At 33.6% G+C, this 16,976-nt stretch carries 17 protein-coding genes; 7 read left to right on the forward strand and 10 right to left on the reverse strand.

Annotation, left to right across the window (positions count from 1 at the left end):
* Positions 1-144: 144 nt before the first annotated feature.
* The 3 genes from M0M57_RS10730 to M0M57_RS10740 form a co-directional block, all read right to left on the reverse strand.
* Entirely contained in the window at positions 145-549 is a 405-nt protein-coding gene (locus tag M0M57_RS10730; RefSeq protein ID WP_248433025.1) for a hypothetical protein, read from the reverse strand.
* 77 nt (positions 550-626) lie between these two features.
* Entirely contained in the window at positions 627-1,040 is a 414-nt protein-coding gene (locus M0M57_RS10735; protein WP_248433026.1) for a hypothetical protein, read from the reverse strand.
* Positions 1,041-1,171: 131 nt separating this feature from the next.
* On the reverse strand, positions 1,172-1,546 hold the full coding sequence (locus M0M57_RS10740) for a hypothetical protein (RefSeq protein ID WP_248433027.1): 375 nt from the start codon (positions 1,544-1,546) through the stop codon (positions 1,172-1,174).
* 523 nt (positions 1,547-2,069) lie between these two features.
* Here M0M57_RS10740 and M0M57_RS10745 point away from each other — a divergent pair.
* On the forward strand, positions 2,070-3,077 hold the full coding sequence (locus M0M57_RS10745) for an IS110 family transposase (RefSeq protein ID WP_248433028.1): 1,008 nt from the start codon (positions 2,070-2,072) through the stop codon (positions 3,075-3,077).
* 25 nt (positions 3,078-3,102) lie between these two features.
* Here the strand turns inward: M0M57_RS10745 and M0M57_RS10750 are convergent, their stop codons facing one another.
* Together M0M57_RS10750 and M0M57_RS10755 are read right to left on the reverse strand one after the other, a co-directional pair.
* On the reverse strand, positions 3,103-3,348 hold the full coding sequence (locus M0M57_RS10750) for a hypothetical protein (protein ID WP_248433029.1): 246 nt from the start codon (positions 3,346-3,348) through the stop codon (positions 3,103-3,105).
* Positions 3,349-3,548: 200 nt separating this feature from the next.
* Positions 3,549-3,740, reverse strand: coding sequence for a cold-shock protein (locus M0M57_RS10755; protein WP_248433030.1), 192 nt, complete (start codon positions 3,738-3,740; stop codon positions 3,549-3,551).
* 615 nt (positions 3,741-4,355) lie between these two features.
* Here M0M57_RS10755 and ffh point away from each other — a divergent pair.
* The 3 genes from ffh to M0M57_RS10770 all read left to right on the forward strand — a co-directional run bounded on the left by ffh (position 4,356) and on the right by M0M57_RS10770 (position 6,943).
* Positions 4,356-5,693 carry a signal recognition particle protein gene (gene ffh, locus M0M57_RS10760; protein WP_248433031.1) on the forward strand — a complete coding sequence of 446 codons (1,338 nt, stop codon included), beginning with the start codon at positions 4,356-4,358 and terminating at the stop codon, positions 5,691-5,693.
* 67 nt (positions 5,694-5,760) lie between these two features.
* Positions 5,761-6,648 carry a bifunctional 5,10-methylenetetrahydrofolate dehydrogenase/5,10-methenyltetrahydrofolate cyclohydrolase gene (locus M0M57_RS10765; RefSeq protein ID WP_248433032.1) on the forward strand — a complete coding sequence of 296 codons (888 nt, stop codon included), beginning with the start codon at positions 5,761-5,763 and terminating at the stop codon, positions 6,646-6,648.
* Positions 6,649-6,718: 70 nt separating this feature from the next.
* A complete protein-coding gene (locus M0M57_RS10770; protein WP_248433033.1) occupies positions 6,719-6,943 on the forward strand; it encodes a hypothetical protein in 225 nt (74 codons plus the stop codon).
* 133 nt (positions 6,944-7,076) lie between these two features.
* Here M0M57_RS10770 and rluF read toward each other — a convergent pair whose 3' ends face one another.
* The gene (rluF, locus tag M0M57_RS10775) at positions 7,077-7,856 is read right to left on the reverse strand and encodes a 23S rRNA pseudouridine(2604) synthase RluF (protein ID WP_248433034.1); all 780 of its coding nucleotides are present in this window, start codon (positions 7,854-7,856) and stop codon (positions 7,077-7,079) included.
* Between the two features lie 111 nt (positions 7,857-7,967).
* Here rluF and M0M57_RS10780 point away from each other — a divergent pair, with 111 nt between their 5' ends.
* On the forward strand, positions 7,968-9,617 hold the full coding sequence (locus M0M57_RS10780; protein ID WP_248433035.1) for a S8/S53 family peptidase: 1,650 nt from the start codon (positions 7,968-7,970) through the stop codon (positions 9,615-9,617).
* Here M0M57_RS10780 and M0M57_RS10785 read toward each other — a convergent pair.
* The 4 genes from M0M57_RS10785 to M0M57_RS10800 all read right to left on the reverse strand — a co-directional run bounded on the left by M0M57_RS10785 (position 9,607) and on the right by M0M57_RS10800 (position 12,814).
* Positions 9,607-10,452: an alpha/beta fold hydrolase gene (locus tag M0M57_RS10785; protein ID WP_248433036.1), complete on the reverse strand. Its 846-nt coding sequence runs from the start codon at positions 10,450-10,452 to the stop codon at positions 9,607-9,609. The two genes, M0M57_RS10780 and M0M57_RS10785, sit on opposite strands and share 11 nt — an antisense overlap.
* Before the next feature lie 28 nt (positions 10,453-10,480).
* Positions 10,481-11,260, reverse strand: a complete 780-nt coding sequence (locus M0M57_RS10790) for a zinc ribbon domain-containing protein (protein ID WP_248433037.1) — start codon at positions 11,258-11,260, stop codon at positions 10,481-10,483.
* A gap of 3 nt (positions 11,261-11,263) precedes the next feature.
* Complete coding sequence (locus tag M0M57_RS10795) at positions 11,264-12,358, reverse strand: Nif3-like dinuclear metal center hexameric protein (protein ID WP_248433038.1); 1,095 nt, start codon at positions 12,356-12,358, stop codon at positions 11,264-11,266.
* Between the two features lie 66 nt (positions 12,359-12,424).
* Positions 12,425-12,814, reverse strand: coding sequence for a DUF1398 domain-containing protein (locus M0M57_RS10800; protein ID WP_248433039.1), 390 nt, complete (start codon positions 12,812-12,814; stop codon positions 12,425-12,427).
* A 457-nt stretch (positions 12,815-13,271) separates the two neighbouring features.
* On the opposite strand from M0M57_RS10800, the gene M0M57_RS10805 reads away from it, so the two are divergent.
* Both M0M57_RS10805 and M0M57_RS10810 read left to right on the forward strand, forming a co-directional pair.
* Positions 13,272-13,676, forward strand: coding sequence for a hypothetical protein (locus tag M0M57_RS10805; protein ID WP_248433040.1), 405 nt, complete (start codon positions 13,272-13,274; stop codon positions 13,674-13,676).
* 28 nt (positions 13,677-13,704) lie between these two features.
* Positions 13,705-16,953: a hypothetical protein gene (locus tag M0M57_RS10810; protein WP_248433041.1), complete on the forward strand. Its 3,249-nt coding sequence runs from the start codon at positions 13,705-13,707 to the stop codon at positions 16,951-16,953.
* The last annotated feature ends 23 nt before the right edge of the window (positions 16,954-16,976 follow it).

Genomic DNA, 16,976 nt, shown 5'->3' on the forward strand with positions numbered 1-16,976 from the left:
CCGAAACGATCAAAAATAAGGTTTTGTTATTTTGGAGTTTCTATAGAAAAGTTGTCTGTCGTTTGTCATTGGTTTTACCTAGTTTTTATGATGAGCATGGAAATAGTTGGTTGGCTTTTAAGGAATACTTTTGCAGAGCAATCTTTATTTCAATTTGTTTTGAACAATTACTAAATAATTTGATTTATCATTTTTCAAAATTTTCAACTCTTCTTTTTGAGATAGTATCAAAGTGTCATTGATAAAAAATGGTGGTTTATAATTTTTATGAAATTCGAATACAAATAGTGTATCGTTTATGTGTTTAAATTTTCCTGAATAATACCCGGAATTAACCAATCCGATAACTTTTGAATAGTACCTGAATGTTTTATTTTTTCGTAAAATCAATATATCATCTCCCATTTTCCAGTTCGTTGTAGCCTTTAATTCATTTTTGGAGAATCGATTGAAAAAGTCATTTCTTCTTGCAATCCGATCGTTTTTTTCCATCGTTCCACATGATAAAAATGTGAAGAGTAGAAGAAGTAGGAATAGGATATTTTTCATTTTTAAATTTTTTGTAAGAAGTCTATGCTGATAACTATAGTAATTTCGGAGCATTCTAAGAACTTGTGAGCTAGTTTTTAGTAAGGTTCATAAACCAATTTGGTAATTCCATCCGGATATTCTTCTACTAAATTTTCACCCACTTTATATATTTTGATAGTATATTCTGTACCAGTAGTTGTTTTGAATTTATAATTACTGTTTCCTGTATTTTCCCAAATCAAACCAAAGTCAGTATACACTTGGTTGCATGGGTCAGGAAAAGTGTTTGGCGTTACAATAAATCCGGCAACAGTGTTATTGGATTTAAATTCTTTATAATATTCTAATGTACAAGGTAGAATTTCCTGTGGTTCATCCGATTCATAACGTTCAATCGTTCTCCATTTCCCGATGATGATATCGTTATTACTATCGTCATTATTATTTGAGCAAGATGAAAAAAGCATAAAACCTGCTAAAAATACATAAAGTAATCTCATTATTTTCATTTATAAAGTGTAGTTTTATTTGTTTAAAAAATAGTTATCTGGTGGCTGTAGAATTAAATTTTTTACCAATTTGCATATCCATTTCATTATGGCTAACGTTTCATAAAGTTTCAAACAGTTGCTACGTGTGGTTATTTTTTCAGTTCGTTAAATACTATTTCATCCTTAAATTCAACTTTAGAAATATGTCTAACGCTATTATTCCAGTCGAGTGGTGTCCAATAGTTCGGATATTTCACAACAATTGCATTTCCGATTAATTTTGCTTTCAAATTGTTTAATTCTAATCCATTTTCTAATCCTCTGTTAATGTAAAATCTACGGTCATTATTTTCCATTACGAATATAACATCATTTCCTTTATTGCTATAAATCTCCTTTACAATTCCGCTTTCAGAAATAGCTTTATCTTCAGATACGATTGGTACAGGTCTAAAAATTAAGACAGCAATTATAAAAATAAGTAAACTGAAACTAATAAAAACAATCTTCGCAATTTTCTTCATAATCGTGATTTTTAAATTGGCTATAACTTGTCTCTAAACGCTGAAAAAATTCTTATTTATACTTGATTTTGCATGTAGAACCGAAAGTTTCTCTTGTGTTAACTAATCCCAAATATACCTTTTTTCCTTTGATTTGAAAGTAGTTAGTTTTGATTTTGAAAAATCATTTGTTGAAAATGGAATAGTAAATTGATTTGAAGTGGTGTCCCGATTGTAATCGGGATTGAAGAGCATTATGGTATTAAGTCGACTTCGAGTGGCGGGAAGTTTCTTTTTTTGATATAAAAAACCGCAAAGTCGGGAGACGTTTGCCTTTACTTTGGATTTGATAAAAAAAGTTTAAATTTATTCAAAGGAAAGCAGAGGTGAACTTAAGACGTTTGTAGTTAAAAACTATGCTCTGCATTAGTCCTCTGCCTTGTCCTTGAATCCGTTGAATTGCTTCAAATAGAATGATAGATTTTAAGATCTAATAAAGGCTCTAAAGAAGTTCAACATTTTTGTTTATCCTAAATTCAAAGTTATGAAAAATTATTTATTTCATGTTGGAATTGATGTTTCTAAATCAAAATTGGACGTAGTTATTCTAAACATTAATTCTTTAAATCAAACAGCACATTTTATTATTGAAAACAACTCAAAAGGAATTAAATCAGTAATAAATTATTTGAAAAAAAATGGAATTGATCCAACAACAACATTGTTTTGTTTTGAAAGTACAGGTGTTTATAGCTATCCATTAAGTGCCTTTTTTTCAGAGAATAAATTTGATTACTGGGTTGTACCAGCTATAGAAATTAAGCGTTCTAAAGGGATTTCAAGAGGTAAGAATGACAAAAATGACGCAAAAGATATTGCTTTATATAGTCTGCGTAATATTGATAAGTTGACTCTTTCTTCTGTTGCTGAAAAAGAAATTCAACAATTAAAATTGTTATTTAGTGAAAGGGAAAAACTAGTCAAAGCAATACTACTTTTTAAAACCTCTAGTGAAAACAAAGGATTTATACCTAAAGATATTTATAAAGAAATTGCTTTAATAAATAGTAAAACAATTCAAAATCTAAAAAACTCTTTGAAAGCAATTGAGAAAAAAATGAAGTCAATTATCAATAAAAATGAAACCCTTTCAAAACAGTTTAATTTAGTAAAAAGTGTTCCGGGAATTGGAGAGCAAACAGCTCTTTATTTTATAATTGCAACTAAAGGATTTAAATCTTTTAAAACATGGCGAAAATTTGCTTGTTATTCAGGGGTAGCTCCTTTTGAATATAGTTCAGGCTCAAGTGTGAGGGGAAGAACTAAAGTAAATCATTTGGCTGACAAAAAAATGAAATCATTACTTCAAATGTGTTCAATGACTTCATTAAAGTATGATCCTCAATTAAAAGAATATTATAACAAGAAGAAAGCTGAAGGAAAAAATTCAATGTTAGTTTTAAATAATATCAGATGTAAAATTATTAGTAGAGTTTTTGCTGTTATAAACAGAGAAACGCCGTATATTAACACGTATAAATTTGCATCATAATTTAACAATTTTTACTTGCTTTTTATCATAGAATGCGGAGCTTTTCATAAGAATATTTTACCCGAACTCTTTGCAGAGCAGGATTCATCTGCCAACCGGCAAATTCCCCGCTACCGAATCCTTTCGTGTAGTATCTTGTTTTGTTTAAAATTATTTGTTCTTCAAATGTCAAAAGTTTTTCATTCCACCACAAACCTAACCCATCCGCACCAAACATTCTTACGGATTCCCGTAAAGCACTAAAAAAATAAATGGGGTGTGTTTTTGCCAATCGGCAAATTCATTTTTGGAAATACTAAGATATATAAAAAGTAATTCGTTCTTATAAAAAGTTAAATTTTTTTAAAAAATTAAACTTCATCAATGTCTTTGGTTTAATTTACTTAGAAATAGTTGAGACTACTACCTCAAAATAAAGCAAAAAAAAACCAATCTAAAAAGATTGGCTTCATGCTTAAAGTAAAATATATCTTAGATAACGTTTACGTCTACTGCTGTTGGTCCTTTTTGTCCGTTTTCTACAGAATAAGTAACCTGATCGTTTTCACGCACTACACCATTAAGGCCAGTTGCATGAACAAATACGTCTGCACCACCACCTTTTGGAGTGATAAATCCGAAGCCTTTTGCTTCATTGTAAAATTTAATTGTTCCTTCGTTCATAATATGAAATAGTTAATAAGCGACAAATATAAGTTAAATTATTGATTTTTAGTGTTTTGTTTTAAAAAAGTAATTTTTTTTAAAAAATAGTCCGATTTTATTGAGTATTTTTTAAAAATAAAGTCGAACTAAATATTAGTCAAAAACGAGATAAACAGTTTGAGCTTCAAATAGAAATAGTTGTTTAAAAGAAAATGGTAGTACAATCAAATCCGTGCAAACCTTATATAGCGAAGCTATCAAAATCCGTAGAAAACAGCGTTTTGCAAAGCAAATCCGTTCAATCCGCGTTCCAAAAAAAAGGGAATAAATAGTTTCAAGTTTCAGGTTTCAAGTTGGGATGTGCTTATAAAGAAAATGTTCGCAAAATCAAATCTATCAAAATCCCTTATAGCGAATCTATCAAAATCCGTGCAAATCAGTTCTATCCGTCAAATCCGTGTTCCATTAAAAACAGCGAAGCGTCCTTGTGCAATTTGTATCTAAAGAATCATATCAAAAAAATATTGACTTAAAATAGTTTATTTTTTCACTTTTAAATTATTCTTTACAACTAGTAGTAAACTTAAAATTCAAATTCTTAAATTTGCACTTCATTAAAAGAAAATCCAAATTATGTTCAGTAATTTAAGCGATAAACTCGACAAAGCCCTTCATATATTAAAAGGTCACGGTAAAATTACCGAAGTAAACGTTGCCGATACCCTAAAAGAAGTCCGTCGTGCGTTGTTGGATGCCGACGTGAATTTTAAAATTGCCAAAGATTTTACCAATTCCGTTAAGGAAAAGGCAATGGGTCAAAACGTATTGACTTCGTTACAGCCCGGTCAATTAATGGTGAAATTGGTGAAAGACGAGTTAACCGAATTAATGGGTGGAGAAGAAGTTGGAATCAATCTTTCCGGAAATCCATCAATCATCTTAATGTCTGGTTTGCAAGGTTCGGGTAAAACCACTTTTTCGGGAAAATTGGCTAATTTTCTAAAAACTAAAAAAGGAAAGAAACCACTTTTGGTGGCTTGTGATATTTATCGTCCTGCGGCTATCAATCAGTTGCATGTGGTAGGAGATCAAATTGGTGTGGAAGTATATTCTGAACCTGAAAATAAAAATGCAGTTGACATTGCTCAGAATGCAATTAAATATGCCAAAGCAAACGGATTCAATGTAGTCATTGTCGATACAGCCGGTCGTTTGGCGATTGATGAGCAAATGATGAACGAGATTGCGAATGTGCACAAAGCCATTCAACCACAAGAAACCTTGTTTGTGGTAGATGCAATGACGGGTCAAGATGCGGTGAATACGGCAAAAGCGTTTAACGACCGATTGAATTTTGACGGTGTGATCTTAACCAAATTAGACGGTGATACCCGTGGTGGAGCAGCGATTACGATCAAATCGGTGGTGAATAAACCAATCAAGTTCATTGGTACCGGTGAAAAGATGGAAGCAATTGACGTGTTCTATCCTTCCCGTATGGCCGACAGAATTTTGGGAATGGGAGACGTTGTGTCGTTGGTAGAAAGAGCACAAGAACAATATGACGAAGAAGAAGCTCGCAAACTTCAAAAGAAGATTGCTAAAAACGAATTCGGTTTTGATGATTTCTTGGTGCAAATTCAGCAAATCAAAAAAATGGGTAACATGAAAGATTTGGTGGGTATGATTCCCGGAGCCGGAAAAGCATTGAAAGATGTGGAAATTGAAGACGATGCTTTTAAACACATTGAAGCAATCATTCATTCGATGACTCCGTTAGAAAGAACAAAACCTGCCGTGATAGACGGAAAAAGAAAAATCAGAATTGCCAAAGGTTCAGGAACCAAAGTGGAACAAGTGAATCAATTGATGAAACAGTTTGACCAAATGAGCAAAATGATGAAGATGATGCAAGGCGGCGGCGGAAAAAACCTCGCCCGCATGATGGGTGGAATGAAGGGAATGAAATAATTTTCAACAATAACTGACGCGATTTATCGCGTCTTATTTTTTTACGACACAACTAAAACACACATACATGAAATTATTAGACGGTAAAAAAGTTTCGGAAGACATCAAAAATGAAATTGCTGCAGAAGTGCAGAAAATGAAAGACAACGGCGAAAAAGTACCACACTTAGCCGCTGTGATTGTGGGGACTGATGGAGCGAGTTTAACCTATGTAGGAAGCAAAGTAAAAGCCTGTGAACGAGTGGGTTTTGAAAGCACATTGATTAAAATGCCTAACACTACTTCGGAAACGGAATTATTGAAAAAAATCAAAGAATTAAATGAAGATGATGACATTGACGGATTTATAGTGCAGTTACCGTTACCGAAACAAATTGATACACAAGAAGTATTGATGGCGATTGATCCCAACAAAGACGTAGATGGATTTCATCCCGAAAACTTCGGAAAAATGGCGTTGGATATGACTACATTTATTCCGGCCACACCGTTTGGTATTTTAGAATTATTAGAACGTTACGGCGTTGAAACGCAAGGAAAACACACGGTTGTTATCGGTAGAAGCCACATCGTAGGAAGACCGATGAGTATTTTGATGGGAAGAAAAGGTTTTCCGGGAAATTCCACGGTTACATTAACGCATAGTTACACCAAAAACATCTCACAAATTACAACCCAAGCCGATATTATCATCACTGCTTTAGGAGTGCCAAATTACCTGAAAGCCGAAATGGTAAAAGATGATGCGGTGGTAATTGATGTCGGTATCACACGCGTTTCCGACGATTCAACTGAAAAAGGTTACCGTATTACTGGCGATGTAGATTTTGAAAATGTAAGCAAAAAAGCATCCTTTATCACTCCGGTTCCGGGCGGAGTAGGACCCATGACAATTGCGATGTTGTTGAAAAACACGTTATTGGCGAGAGAACAGAAGCGATTGAAGATGAGATAAATAGTAAAACCCAAGTGATGAGCTTGGGTTTTTTAGTTTTAATGATTATCTTAGCTTTAAATTTTACAAAATGGGAGCAGAGGCTTTAAAATTGGAACTTTTGGATTGGTTATTACATGTTGATAATAACGATATGCTTTATTATTTAAAAGAGATTAAAGATCAATCTACCTCACAAACAGATTGGTGGGATGAGTTAACTGATGAACAAAAAGGAGGAATTGAGAGAGGAATAAAAGATATCGAATCAGGAAGAGTAGTTTCCCATGAAGATATAAAAAATTCAAATAGATAAAATAAAAAAATCTCGCAAAGTCGCAAAGACGCAAAATTTAAAAGTTCTCTTTGCGACTTTGCGTCTTTGCGAGAGAAAATAACTTTTTTTGACATACTTTCCGAGAGAACATTAGCCGCGGGCTTTGGTGAGGCTACTTATTTTTCTTAATCACAATCGGTCTTCTAACCTCCGCTTTCGGCAAACTCGCTTCTTCCGTTTTACTTGAAGGTTCTATCAATTGATTCAATTCTTTAATTTCAGCTTCGGTTAAATCACGGTATCTTCCCACTTGAACATCCAATGAAATATTAATAATTCGAATACGTTTTAGAGCCGTAACTTCATAGCCAAGATACTCACACATTCTTCGAATTTGACGGTTTAAACCTTGTGTCAATACAATTTTGAAAATGTATTTACTGATTTGTTCCACTTTACATTTTTTTGTAATGGTATCTAAAATCGGTACACCATTCCCCATTTTCTCAATAAAACGATCGGTAATCGGTCGATCAACCGTCACAATATATTCTTTTTCGTGGTTGTTTCTGGCTCGAAGAATTTTATTCACGATATCGCCATCATTCGTCATAAAAATCAATCCTTCGCTGGCTTTATCTAATCGTCCAATAGGGAAAATACGTTCGGGATAATTAATGTAATCTACAATATTATTGCGAACACTTTGGTTGGTGGTGCATTCAATTCCGGCAGGTTTGTTGAACGCTAAATAAATGGGTTTATCTCTGTTTTCACGAATTAATTTCCCATCGACACGAATTTCATCGGTTTCAAAAACTTTTGTCCCCATTTCAGGAACAGCTCCGTTGATGGTTACTCTTCCTTCGGTGATTAATCTGTCGGCTTCACGACGTGAACAATAACCGGATTCCGATAAAAATTTATTGATGCGTTTACCTGTATCTTCCATACTGCAAAAGTAATTTTATTTTATGGATTTCAGAAAAATAGAAGTTTATTTAAATCTGAAAGAAATTTAGTAAATTGCACAAAAATTGCCTGTAATCAAGAACTTAGCTTTATGGTAAAAAAATTACTTTTTATTTTTACATTTCTAGTTTCTCTCTTTTCGAATGCTCAAAGTAGAAAAAATCAGTTTCAGCTGAATTCAAGTAGTAGTAAACACGAATTGCATGTTTCATTTAATGCTGATGTTGTTTTAAAAGACAAAGAATCTATTCTTACTCAATTTTCAGAAGTTGCTTCACTTTCAAATGAATTTCAATTAAATTTTGAAAAAACGATTTCATTTTCAGCTGAAAAATGGAATGATTTAGAAAAAAATGCCAAACAATATGCCGGAAATTCTTCTTCAGTTCATCAATTGAAAAATATTTTTAGAGTGATTGTGGATAATCCTTCGAATGAAAAATTACTTTTATTAGCAACAGAATTTGAAAAATTGAATTCGGTTACATACGCAAGTTTAATTTCATTAGAACCTATAAAACCACCATTAGATATTCCTCCAACGACACCCGATTTTATGGTAAATCAAACCTATATCGGTCCCAATCCGGGTTTAAACATGCAATATGCTTGGGATTTAGGTTTAAAAGGTGAAGGAATTCGTGTGAGAGATGTAGAATATGGTTTTAATAGCAGTCACGAAGATTTGAATGAAGTAAATGTATCTATTGCACCAGGAATGACTATTGCCACAGATGCACTGCTCTATTCTCAGCATGGCACAGCTGTTTTTGGAATTATTATTGCCGGAAACGACGATTATGGAATGACGGGGCTAGCACATGAAGCAAGTGAAATGATACTTTATCCGGAATGGCAAGAAATTGGTTATGATAGAGTTTACGCTGTGAATCAATCCATTCAAAATTCAACTGCCGGTGATGTAATTGTTTATGAATTGCAAGATGAAGTTGGTGCTCCAGCTGAATCTAATAGTATTATTTGGGATCTAACCAAAGCCGCATCCGATGCCGGAATCGTAATTGTAGCAGCAGCCGGAAATGGAAATCAAAATTTGAATGGTACTCTTTATTCAAATTATATGAACCGTGGAAATAGCGGAGCAATTATTGTAGGCGGTGGATTATCAAGCCTTACTCACAACAAAATTTCATATAGTACGCATGGTTCGAGAGTAGATGTGCAAGGTTGGTCTCAAAATGTTTTTGCTTGTGGATATGGCAATCTAATTTTAATTGAAGATGATATAAACCAAGGTTATACCAACTTTGCAGGAACAAGTTCCGCTACACCCATGGTGGCAGCTTGTGCGATTGTATTGCAATCATATCATCATAGTTTGACCGGAAATTATTTAACCGGACCACAGTTGCGAACCATTTTAAAAGAAACCGGAATTCCGCAAGGCAATCCTTCTGCCGGAAATATTGGACCTTTTCCAAACATGGAAACTGCGGTTCAACGGGTTTATGATGATTATGTTTTAGGTTTGGATGTTATAAATAGAACTGAATTTTCAGTTTTTCCAAATCCGGTTCAAAATCAACTGAAATTTATGACGCATCAGGATTTGTCTGAAATGGCTTCCGTTGAGATTTTTAATGCGTTAGGACAATCGGTTTTTCAGGCGAAAATGCCACAAGATAAACAACTTGATATTTCAAATTTATCGAGTGGAATATATTTTGTGAAAGTCTCCAACGGAAATCAATCTACTACCAAAAAAATAATTAAGAACTAAACAAGAATTTTTCAATTTGTTGATATAAAGCTTTGTCATGCATACTGTGACCTAGTCCTTTTGTTTCAATAAACGTAGCATTTTTCCAACCCGAAGCAATTTTTTTGCTTTCACCAAAATGAACTGCTTCATCATCTGCATCATGCGAAAGAATTCCCAAAACCGAAAGTGAAGAAGCTAAGTTAGTTCCGGTAAATTCCACTGGATTTATTTTAAACCGATTCAAAAAATAAGTATGCATCAATTGGATGACTTTTTTGTTCAATTGAAGCAGGTTCGCATAATTTTGAATAATAACTTCCAAATCAGAAGGAGCACCAAGCAAAACCATTTTTTGTAGTGAAGCTGCCTTAAATTGATGCTGAAAATACAAACAAGTTAATCCGCCAAGCGAATGACCAATCAAAATTTGAGGTTCATATTTTTGGAAAACGGTATTAATAAAATCAGCATATTGCGGCACATTACATTCAACTCCCGAAGACAAACCGTGAGCCGGACCATCAATAGCTAAAATTGTAGCACCCGATTTTTGAAGATAAGGAAACATGGGTTCCCAACGAGACGCATTGCTTTCCCAACCGTGAACTAATAATATTTTGGTTTCGTTTCCTTTCCATTTATAAATAGGAAAGTTGTAGTTTTCTAACGAAACAGTTTCAATTTCTGCTTGTTTTAAAATTTCCGGAATTGATTCCGGTTTTAATCTTCCATCACGAGGTTCACTAAAAAATTTGTATGCCAATTTTGTTGCTTGTTCCGGAAAGATATAGCTGAGCAAATTGATATATAAACCAATTAATTTAATCGAAAATGTCTTGAAAAATTTATTCATAAAAAAACCCCGAATCGGGGTTTGATATTTAGATGTTAGCAAATATGCTTTCCATTTTTTCTCTTTCTTCGGTAGATAAAACGTTGTCTACCAAAATTCTTCCACTGTGCTCATCGGTTAAGATTTTTTTGCGGGCAGCAATTTCAACCTGCGTTTGTGGCGGAATAGTAAAGAATGATCCTGCAGATGCTCCTCTTTCGATAGAAACTACCGCTAAACCATTTCTTACGCTTGAGCGAATTCGGTGATAAGCAGCTAATAAACGATCTTCGATTTTTGCAGCATATTCGGCAGAAAGTTTGGTTAAAAACTCTTCTTCTTTTTGTGTTTCCGACATGATATCGCCTAATTCAGCTTTTTTGTGCTCTAAGTGAGATTGTTTAGCACTTAATCTTTCTTGAGATTCGGCAACTTGTTGTTTTTTGTATTCAATAGAAGCTTTCATTTCTTTGATGTGCTTCTCACTCAATTGAATTTCTAATTCTTGAAATTCGATTTCTTTCGTTAACGAGTTGAATTCTCTGTTATTACGAACATTTTTTTGTTGTTCGGTATATTTTTTAATTCCCTCTTTATGAGCTTCGATAGCATTTTTCTTCGCTTTGATTTGATCATCAATTTGCTCTAAATCTGCTTTTAATTTTTCGTTGCGTGCTTTTAAACCTGCTACTTCATCTTCTAAATCTTGTACTTCAAGCGGCAATTCACCTCTTACGTTTCTGATTTCATCAATTCTTGAGTCGATTAACTGCAAGTCATAGAGTGCTCTTAACTTCTCTTCTACACTCATTTCTTTTACGTTTGTCATAATCTAAAAGTACTTAACTGGATTTGTATTTTGTTCTGATAAAATGATTGCAAAATTAGGAAATTTTTTGATAAGAAAATCAACAATATAATTTTTTGTGTAACGTTCGCTTTCATAATGACCAATATCGGCCAAAAGTAGTTGATTTTCAGCTTCATAAAATTGATGATATTTCAAGTCAGCCGTTAAAAAAGCATTGGCTCCCAATCGTTTAGCATGGCCAATCGCAAAACTGCCTGAACCACCTAAAACAGCAACTTTTTTTATCTTTTTATTCAAAAAAGCACTATGTCTGACGCTTTCGCATTGCATTTTTTCCTTCACAAACTGTAGAAAATCGTTTTCATTCATCTCATTTTCGAGTTCGCCAATCATTCCTAAACCGATATTTTGATGTTGATTTTGCAATTCATAAATCTCATAAGCCACTTCTTCGTACACATGATTTTTGTATAAAGCTTTCAAAATTTTTGATTCTAAATGCTTTTCAAAAGTGACTTCAATTTTAATTTCTTCGTTTTCTACAAATTCAAAACGTTCACCAATTTCGGGATTACTATTTTCATTTCCCATATACGTTCCAATTCCTTTTGAATTAAAACTGCAATCTTCATAATTACCAATGTTTCCGGCACCGGCTTCAAATAAAGCATTTCGTAATTCTTGATGATTTTCCGGAATAGTATACGTAATCAATTTACGTATGAATTTTTCCTTCGGAACCAAAATTTTAGTATTCACAAGTCCGAGTTGATTGCAAATAATTTTGTTCACTCCATTTTGATGATTATCCAAGGCAGTATGTACCGCATAAATGGCAATATCATTTTTGATAGCTTTCAACACCACTCTTTCCACATACGTTTTTCCTGTGATTTTCTTTAAACCCGAAAATAAAATAGGATGGAAGCAGACAATTAAATTGCAGTTTTTTTCGATAGCTTCATCAACCACATTTTCCAATGCATCGTGGCAAACTAAAATCCCACTAATTTCCTGTTCTGTATTTCCTAAAAGCAAGCCCACATTATCAAAATCTTCGGCATAGGCCAAAGGAGCAAGTTCCTCTAAAATTGGGAGAATGGATTGAAGTTTCATTGAAAATAATTAAGTAACAAATTTAAGGAAATAATGGTTTGTATGTAAGAATGATGTTTTAAAAAATTAATCGGGAATTATTTCTTCTAAAATTTCATTTCCGGCTTTATCATAATATGTACACGTCATTTTTTCCAATATGACCACCCATTTTTCAATACCGGATTTGGCACAATCGCTACAAAAAGTGGGGTAGTTTGTTTTTCCTTGTTGATGAGCTTTTAAATCTGCTTTGAATTGATTTTCATCTGTTTCATTGGCAATTGCTAACGATTCATATTTTGCAGGAGAAGTTATTTTGAAATTATTTGCACCAAAATAATCAGTATGACCATCTGAAACATATGCATCATAAGAGATAACAACCAATTGTTTGAGGTCTTGAATGTAAGATGGAAAATCGGCACCTGATTTTACTTTGCTGTGAGCTGACTTAATTTGTTCGATTGTAAACATTTTATTTGGATTTATAGATGATTCAAAAGTAAAATATTTTTAGTTTTAAAATCATCATTATTATTGAAAATAATCAATCGTTTCTTTCTTAAGTTTAATAAACATCGTGGTTAATGTCTTCCATTTTTTTAAACATAAAACCGTATTAAGTTCTAAAAACTCAAAACGGTCTGTCTTTTTTTACCAAAATCTACATACAAATATATAAAATAGGTAACGTTTTTTAGTGGTGTTTGAAAATTTACAAAATAGTAAAAATATTGTTAAATTTTAATAAGATTGTATTTTTGAAAGAGAATATTTAATAGTTTAGTAATTCCAAATGCAACTTTACTGAAATTGTTTAATACCACTACAAGGCAATTTCATTTATTCCAAATTCATACTTTATTATTTTTATTAGCACATCAAACGTGTCTAACACAAATTTTTATTGTTTAATTTTTAATATTTTTTTATGAGTAAAGAAATTTCGAACACGCTTTTTCGGTTTGTAACCATGAGAGCACCCGGTTTGATTGAAAAGGAAGAAGTGGTTGAATCATTTGTTACTTTTCCCAGTGAATTTGAAGCTGATAGCTTTTTTTATGCAGCCTTGACCTCTGAGGTTACAACAGCAGCCCAACGCAGAACTGCTTTACGAAACAAAGCAGTTGATTTTGAGTCAGACCCTAAATTCCTAGCATCCAAGGAAGATTTAAAAACTTTGGTTACAGAGGATTATTACACTTATTCAGTATGGCTAACTTCTCATCGTTCTGTAGTTACAAATGATACTTTAGCATCTAGACAAGCTCCGCCAAATGCTAATCCAACTAAACTAAAAAGAGTATGGGATTTTATTTTATCAAATAATTACTAAGAAAGATGTTTATTTAAGAGAAGCTATAATGTCAGTGTTGGTAGCCTATTTTTTTGACAATAAAAATGGAAGCAATTTAACTTTAGAACAACAACGTGTTTTAGCACAATCCAGAATTGTTTTACCGGAAAGATTGTTTGGTAAATTTATGCTAACAACTACACAAAAAACGAAAGCAACTAACACTTCATCGCAAGCATTTCAAAATGCTTTGACTCAGGAAATGAAAGTGACTTATGCAAAAGCTCAATTAAGTCAAGTTGAAGCAATAATTAATGAGTTAGCTTTTGCACAAAAAAGTTATGAGCGGATAAATAAAGCAAATTTAGCAAAGTATCAGAAAGAGTATGATAATGATGTTAAAGAGGCTTATTCCAAAGCTACAAAAGTTGAAAAGAAATACACCGACCCAGATACAAAAGTGGAAATGTCCTACTTTGTATATGAAAATTTAAACTTACCGGAGTTTAGTTATGAGCCAAGTGAACAATTAGATTTTAGCTATTTGACCAATGGAATTTCAAAACTCACAAAAGAAATTGTAAATACTGCAAAAGACAACTTTTTCGTAGAAACCATCGATGACGTGATTCAATTATTGAAATCGGATAAAGATAAATTATCTACTGTATTATTTGAAAATTCCTTAAAAACTCAAAAAAGCCTAGTTGCTGACGGCATGATACTTCGAGTTGATGAATCATCATCTTATCGATATTCGCAACAGTTGAGTATTAGTTCGGTTGGAAATCTTTCAAATAAGCGTATAAGGTTGACTTTTTCAGGAATGAATTCTCCGCTGTATTTTTCAGATGGAAATTTTCAGGTTGTTTTTGAAGACAATACATCCTTGTCTTATCAATTTTCAAATAGAAGTATGGGAACAATTGCTAATTTGTATGTTTTTGATCTATTTCGAAATAATGAAATCACATTTGATCCTGGAGTAAACACAGCATTTACATTTTCGGGTACATTTAACACATATAGTGGTCAAGCTCTCGTAATGGAAGGCTCTGCGGTTTTATACCCTGTTTCAACACCTGGGGATTCTGTGAATAATCCAGGTTCGGGAGGAATGTATGATTTTGTTGTTAATCCGGATTTAGACCCATTATTACCGCATACGTCTATTTTCAGAACTTGGTCTGATGTTGTATTTAAACAGTTGGAGCCTTTTAGTAGATTTTCGTTAAACGGTGATACAGCCCGATTACCCGAACAAGATTATATTGTAGTTGGAGAAGGTACATACGAATTAAGTAAAAACGAAAATTCAGGAGGGGAAGAAGATAATAATCAAGTGCCGGATACTTCTAACACTTATATTCCTCTTGGTTATGGTATTAATCAAATTGGAATAGCCGATTACCGCAAAGTAGAACAACAAGTATGTTGTTATGTTCCTGGAGAAGTATCACACATCGAGAACATAATGGCTCGTGAGTATAAAGAAAAATCGACCGTTCGTTCTACCAAAAAAGAGGAAACATTTACTACAACCAAAGAACAAGAAAGAGAGAAATTAACAGACACGACAACAACCGATCGTTTTGAGATGAATCAGGAGATAGCAGAAGTTTTATCTGAGCAAACCTCATTTGGCGTTTCAGCAAATGCCAGCTATTCTGGAGCAGGATATTCTTTGGGAATAGGTGCAAATTTTGCTCATAATACTTCTCAAGAAAACTCAAATGTTCAAGCAATCACTCAGGCAAAAGAAATTACAGAACGTGCGTTGGATCGAGTAGTAAATAAAATTAAAGAAGAACGAATTACAAAAATTGTTGAAGAATTTACAGAAAGCAACAAGCATGGCTTTGATAATCGTAAAGGAGATAAACACGTGTCAGGGGTTTACCGTTGGGTGGATAAAATTTATGAAAATAAAATTGTTAATTATGGCAAACGATTGATGTATGAATTTGCTATTCCTGAGCCAGCCGCTTTTCATAAACATGCTGTTAAAAATTATGCTGCAGATTTAGAGGAGTTAAGCACTCCTCCAGATCCAAGGCAAGCACCAGATAGTACAATTGCAACTTACAGTGCGATTGACGAAATACGTGCTGCTTTTTGGGCAAGTTATTATAATGTAGAGATTGATGCTAAGCCAGTAAATAAATTAACGATTAGTAAAACATTTTCATTTATAGCTCCAGAAATAGATGGGGGTGAGTATGATGAAAATGGTGCGGGAAATCATGAGATTGAAGTTCCAGAGGGATATTATGGAGTTAAAGCATATGGACTTATTAAATTTACTCACGAGCCAGGTTTTGGAGCTTTTCTTATAATTTCTAACCAGCATCGTGACTATACTGTTGATGGTAATCCAACTTCAACTAGATTTAGTGTTGATTTATCAGACATGCCTACGAAAGTACCAGTTTCTTATTCTTGTACTGGGCATCATGCCGGAAGTGTGAACTTTGAAATTGTATGTCAGCTTTCAAGCACTTATGAAACCCAATGGAAAATCGCCACCTTCAACAAAATCATTGCTGCTTACGAAGCAAAAAAAGCAGAGTATTTGCAACGCAAGGCAGAATTAAAAGCTCTTGCGGCCGAAAAAGCGAAAATGAATCCAGGGTTTTACCGTCAAATTGAAAATACGGTTTTACGTAAAAATTGTATCGAATACTTAGCCAGTCAAGCTTCAATGGGTGAAGTAGATTATCTTACTCAAAGAGATAAAGCGGAAGTGAGAGCCTCTTACACTTCTTCCGGTTTAGGAGGTTATGCAGATCGAGTAAAATTCTTTGAGCAAGCCTTTGAATGGGATATTATGAGCTACTATTTTTATCCGTTCTATTGGGCAAAAAAATCAGAATGGGTAGATATGTATCTCATTGAAAATGACGACCCACTTTTCCGTTCGTTTCTACAAAGTGGTATGGCAAGAGTAATCGTAACCGTTCGACCTGGATTTGAAGAAGCTGTAAACTGGTATATGGCAACCGGAGAAATTTGGAATGGCGGACAAGTGCCCTCTATTGACGATCCAATGTTTCTATCTATTGTGGATGAGTTGAGAAAACCAGCTGGAGAAGTAGAAGAAGTATGGCAAAGTCGTGTTCCAACCTCTTTAACCATTATTCAAGCCGGAGCAGCAGGACTTAATGTGGTTAATGCTCTTCCTTGTGATGAAGAATGTAGTGATAACTTGTTGTTTTCTAGTGATGGTCAAGAGGTAAAGGTTTTTGAACAAACGGATACGTTGATTGGCGGAAATGCAACGGAACCAACACCGGAAGAGGAAGAACCATCCAATTAATTGATTTTTTAATACTACCCAAC

This window comes from Flavobacterium azooxidireducens (assembly GCF_023195775.1).
GTDB classification, from domain to species: domain Bacteria; phylum Bacteroidota; class Bacteroidia; order Flavobacteriales; family Flavobacteriaceae; genus Flavobacterium; species Flavobacterium azooxidireducens.

What these genes read in the sequence shown, in the direction of transcription:
- M0M57_RS10795 (WP_248433038.1), bottom strand. Translation starts at nt 12,358, where the DNA reads ATGAAACTTCAATCCATTCTCCCAATTTTAGAGGAACTTGCTCCTTTG.
- M0M57_RS10805 (WP_248433040.1), top strand. Translation starts at nt 13,272, where the DNA reads ATGAGTAAAGAAATTTCGAACACGCTTTTTCGGTTTGTAACCATGAGA.
- M0M57_RS10735 (WP_248433026.1), bottom strand. Translation starts at nt 1,040, where the DNA reads ATGAAAATAATGAGATTACTTTATGTATTTTTAGCAGGTTTTATGCTT.
- ffh (WP_248433031.1), top strand. Translation starts at nt 4,356, where the DNA reads ATGTTCAGTAATTTAAGCGATAAACTCGACAAAGCCCTTCATATATTA.
- M0M57_RS10780 (WP_248433035.1), top strand. Translation starts at nt 7,968, where the DNA reads ATGGTAAAAAAATTACTTTTTATTTTTACATTTCTAGTTTCTCTCTTT.
- M0M57_RS10730 (WP_248433025.1), bottom strand. Translation starts at nt 549, where the DNA reads ATGAAAAATATCCTATTCCTACTTCTTCTACTCTTCACATTTTTATCA.
- M0M57_RS10785 (WP_248433036.1), bottom strand. Translation starts at nt 10,452, where the DNA reads ATGAATAAATTTTTCAAGACATTTTCGATTAAATTAATTGGTTTATAT.
- M0M57_RS10755 (WP_248433030.1), bottom strand. Translation starts at nt 3,740, where the DNA reads ATGAACGAAGGAACAATTAAATTTTACAATGAAGCAAAAGGCTTCGGA.
- M0M57_RS10810 (WP_248433041.1), top strand. Translation starts at nt 13,705, where the DNA reads ATGTCAGTGTTGGTAGCCTATTTTTTTGACAATAAAAATGGAAGCAAT.
- M0M57_RS10745 (WP_248433028.1), top strand. Translation starts at nt 2,070, where the DNA reads ATGAAAAATTATTTATTTCATGTTGGAATTGATGTTTCTAAATCAAAA.
- M0M57_RS10770 (WP_248433033.1), top strand. Translation starts at nt 6,719, where the DNA reads ATGGGAGCAGAGGCTTTAAAATTGGAACTTTTGGATTGGTTATTACAT.
- M0M57_RS10790 (WP_248433037.1), bottom strand. Translation starts at nt 11,260, where the DNA reads ATGACAAACGTAAAAGAAATGAGTGTAGAAGAGAAGTTAAGAGCACTC.
- rluF (WP_248433034.1), bottom strand. Translation starts at nt 7,856, where the DNA reads ATGGAAGATACAGGTAAACGCATCAATAAATTTTTATCGGAATCCGGT.
- M0M57_RS10800 (WP_248433039.1), bottom strand. Translation starts at nt 12,814, where the DNA reads ATGTTTACAATCGAACAAATTAAGTCAGCTCACAGCAAAGTAAAATCA.
- M0M57_RS10765 (WP_248433032.1), top strand. Translation starts at nt 5,761, where the DNA reads ATGAAATTATTAGACGGTAAAAAAGTTTCGGAAGACATCAAAAATGAA.
- M0M57_RS10740 (WP_248433027.1), bottom strand. Translation starts at nt 1,546, where the DNA reads ATGAAGAAAATTGCGAAGATTGTTTTTATTAGTTTCAGTTTACTTATT.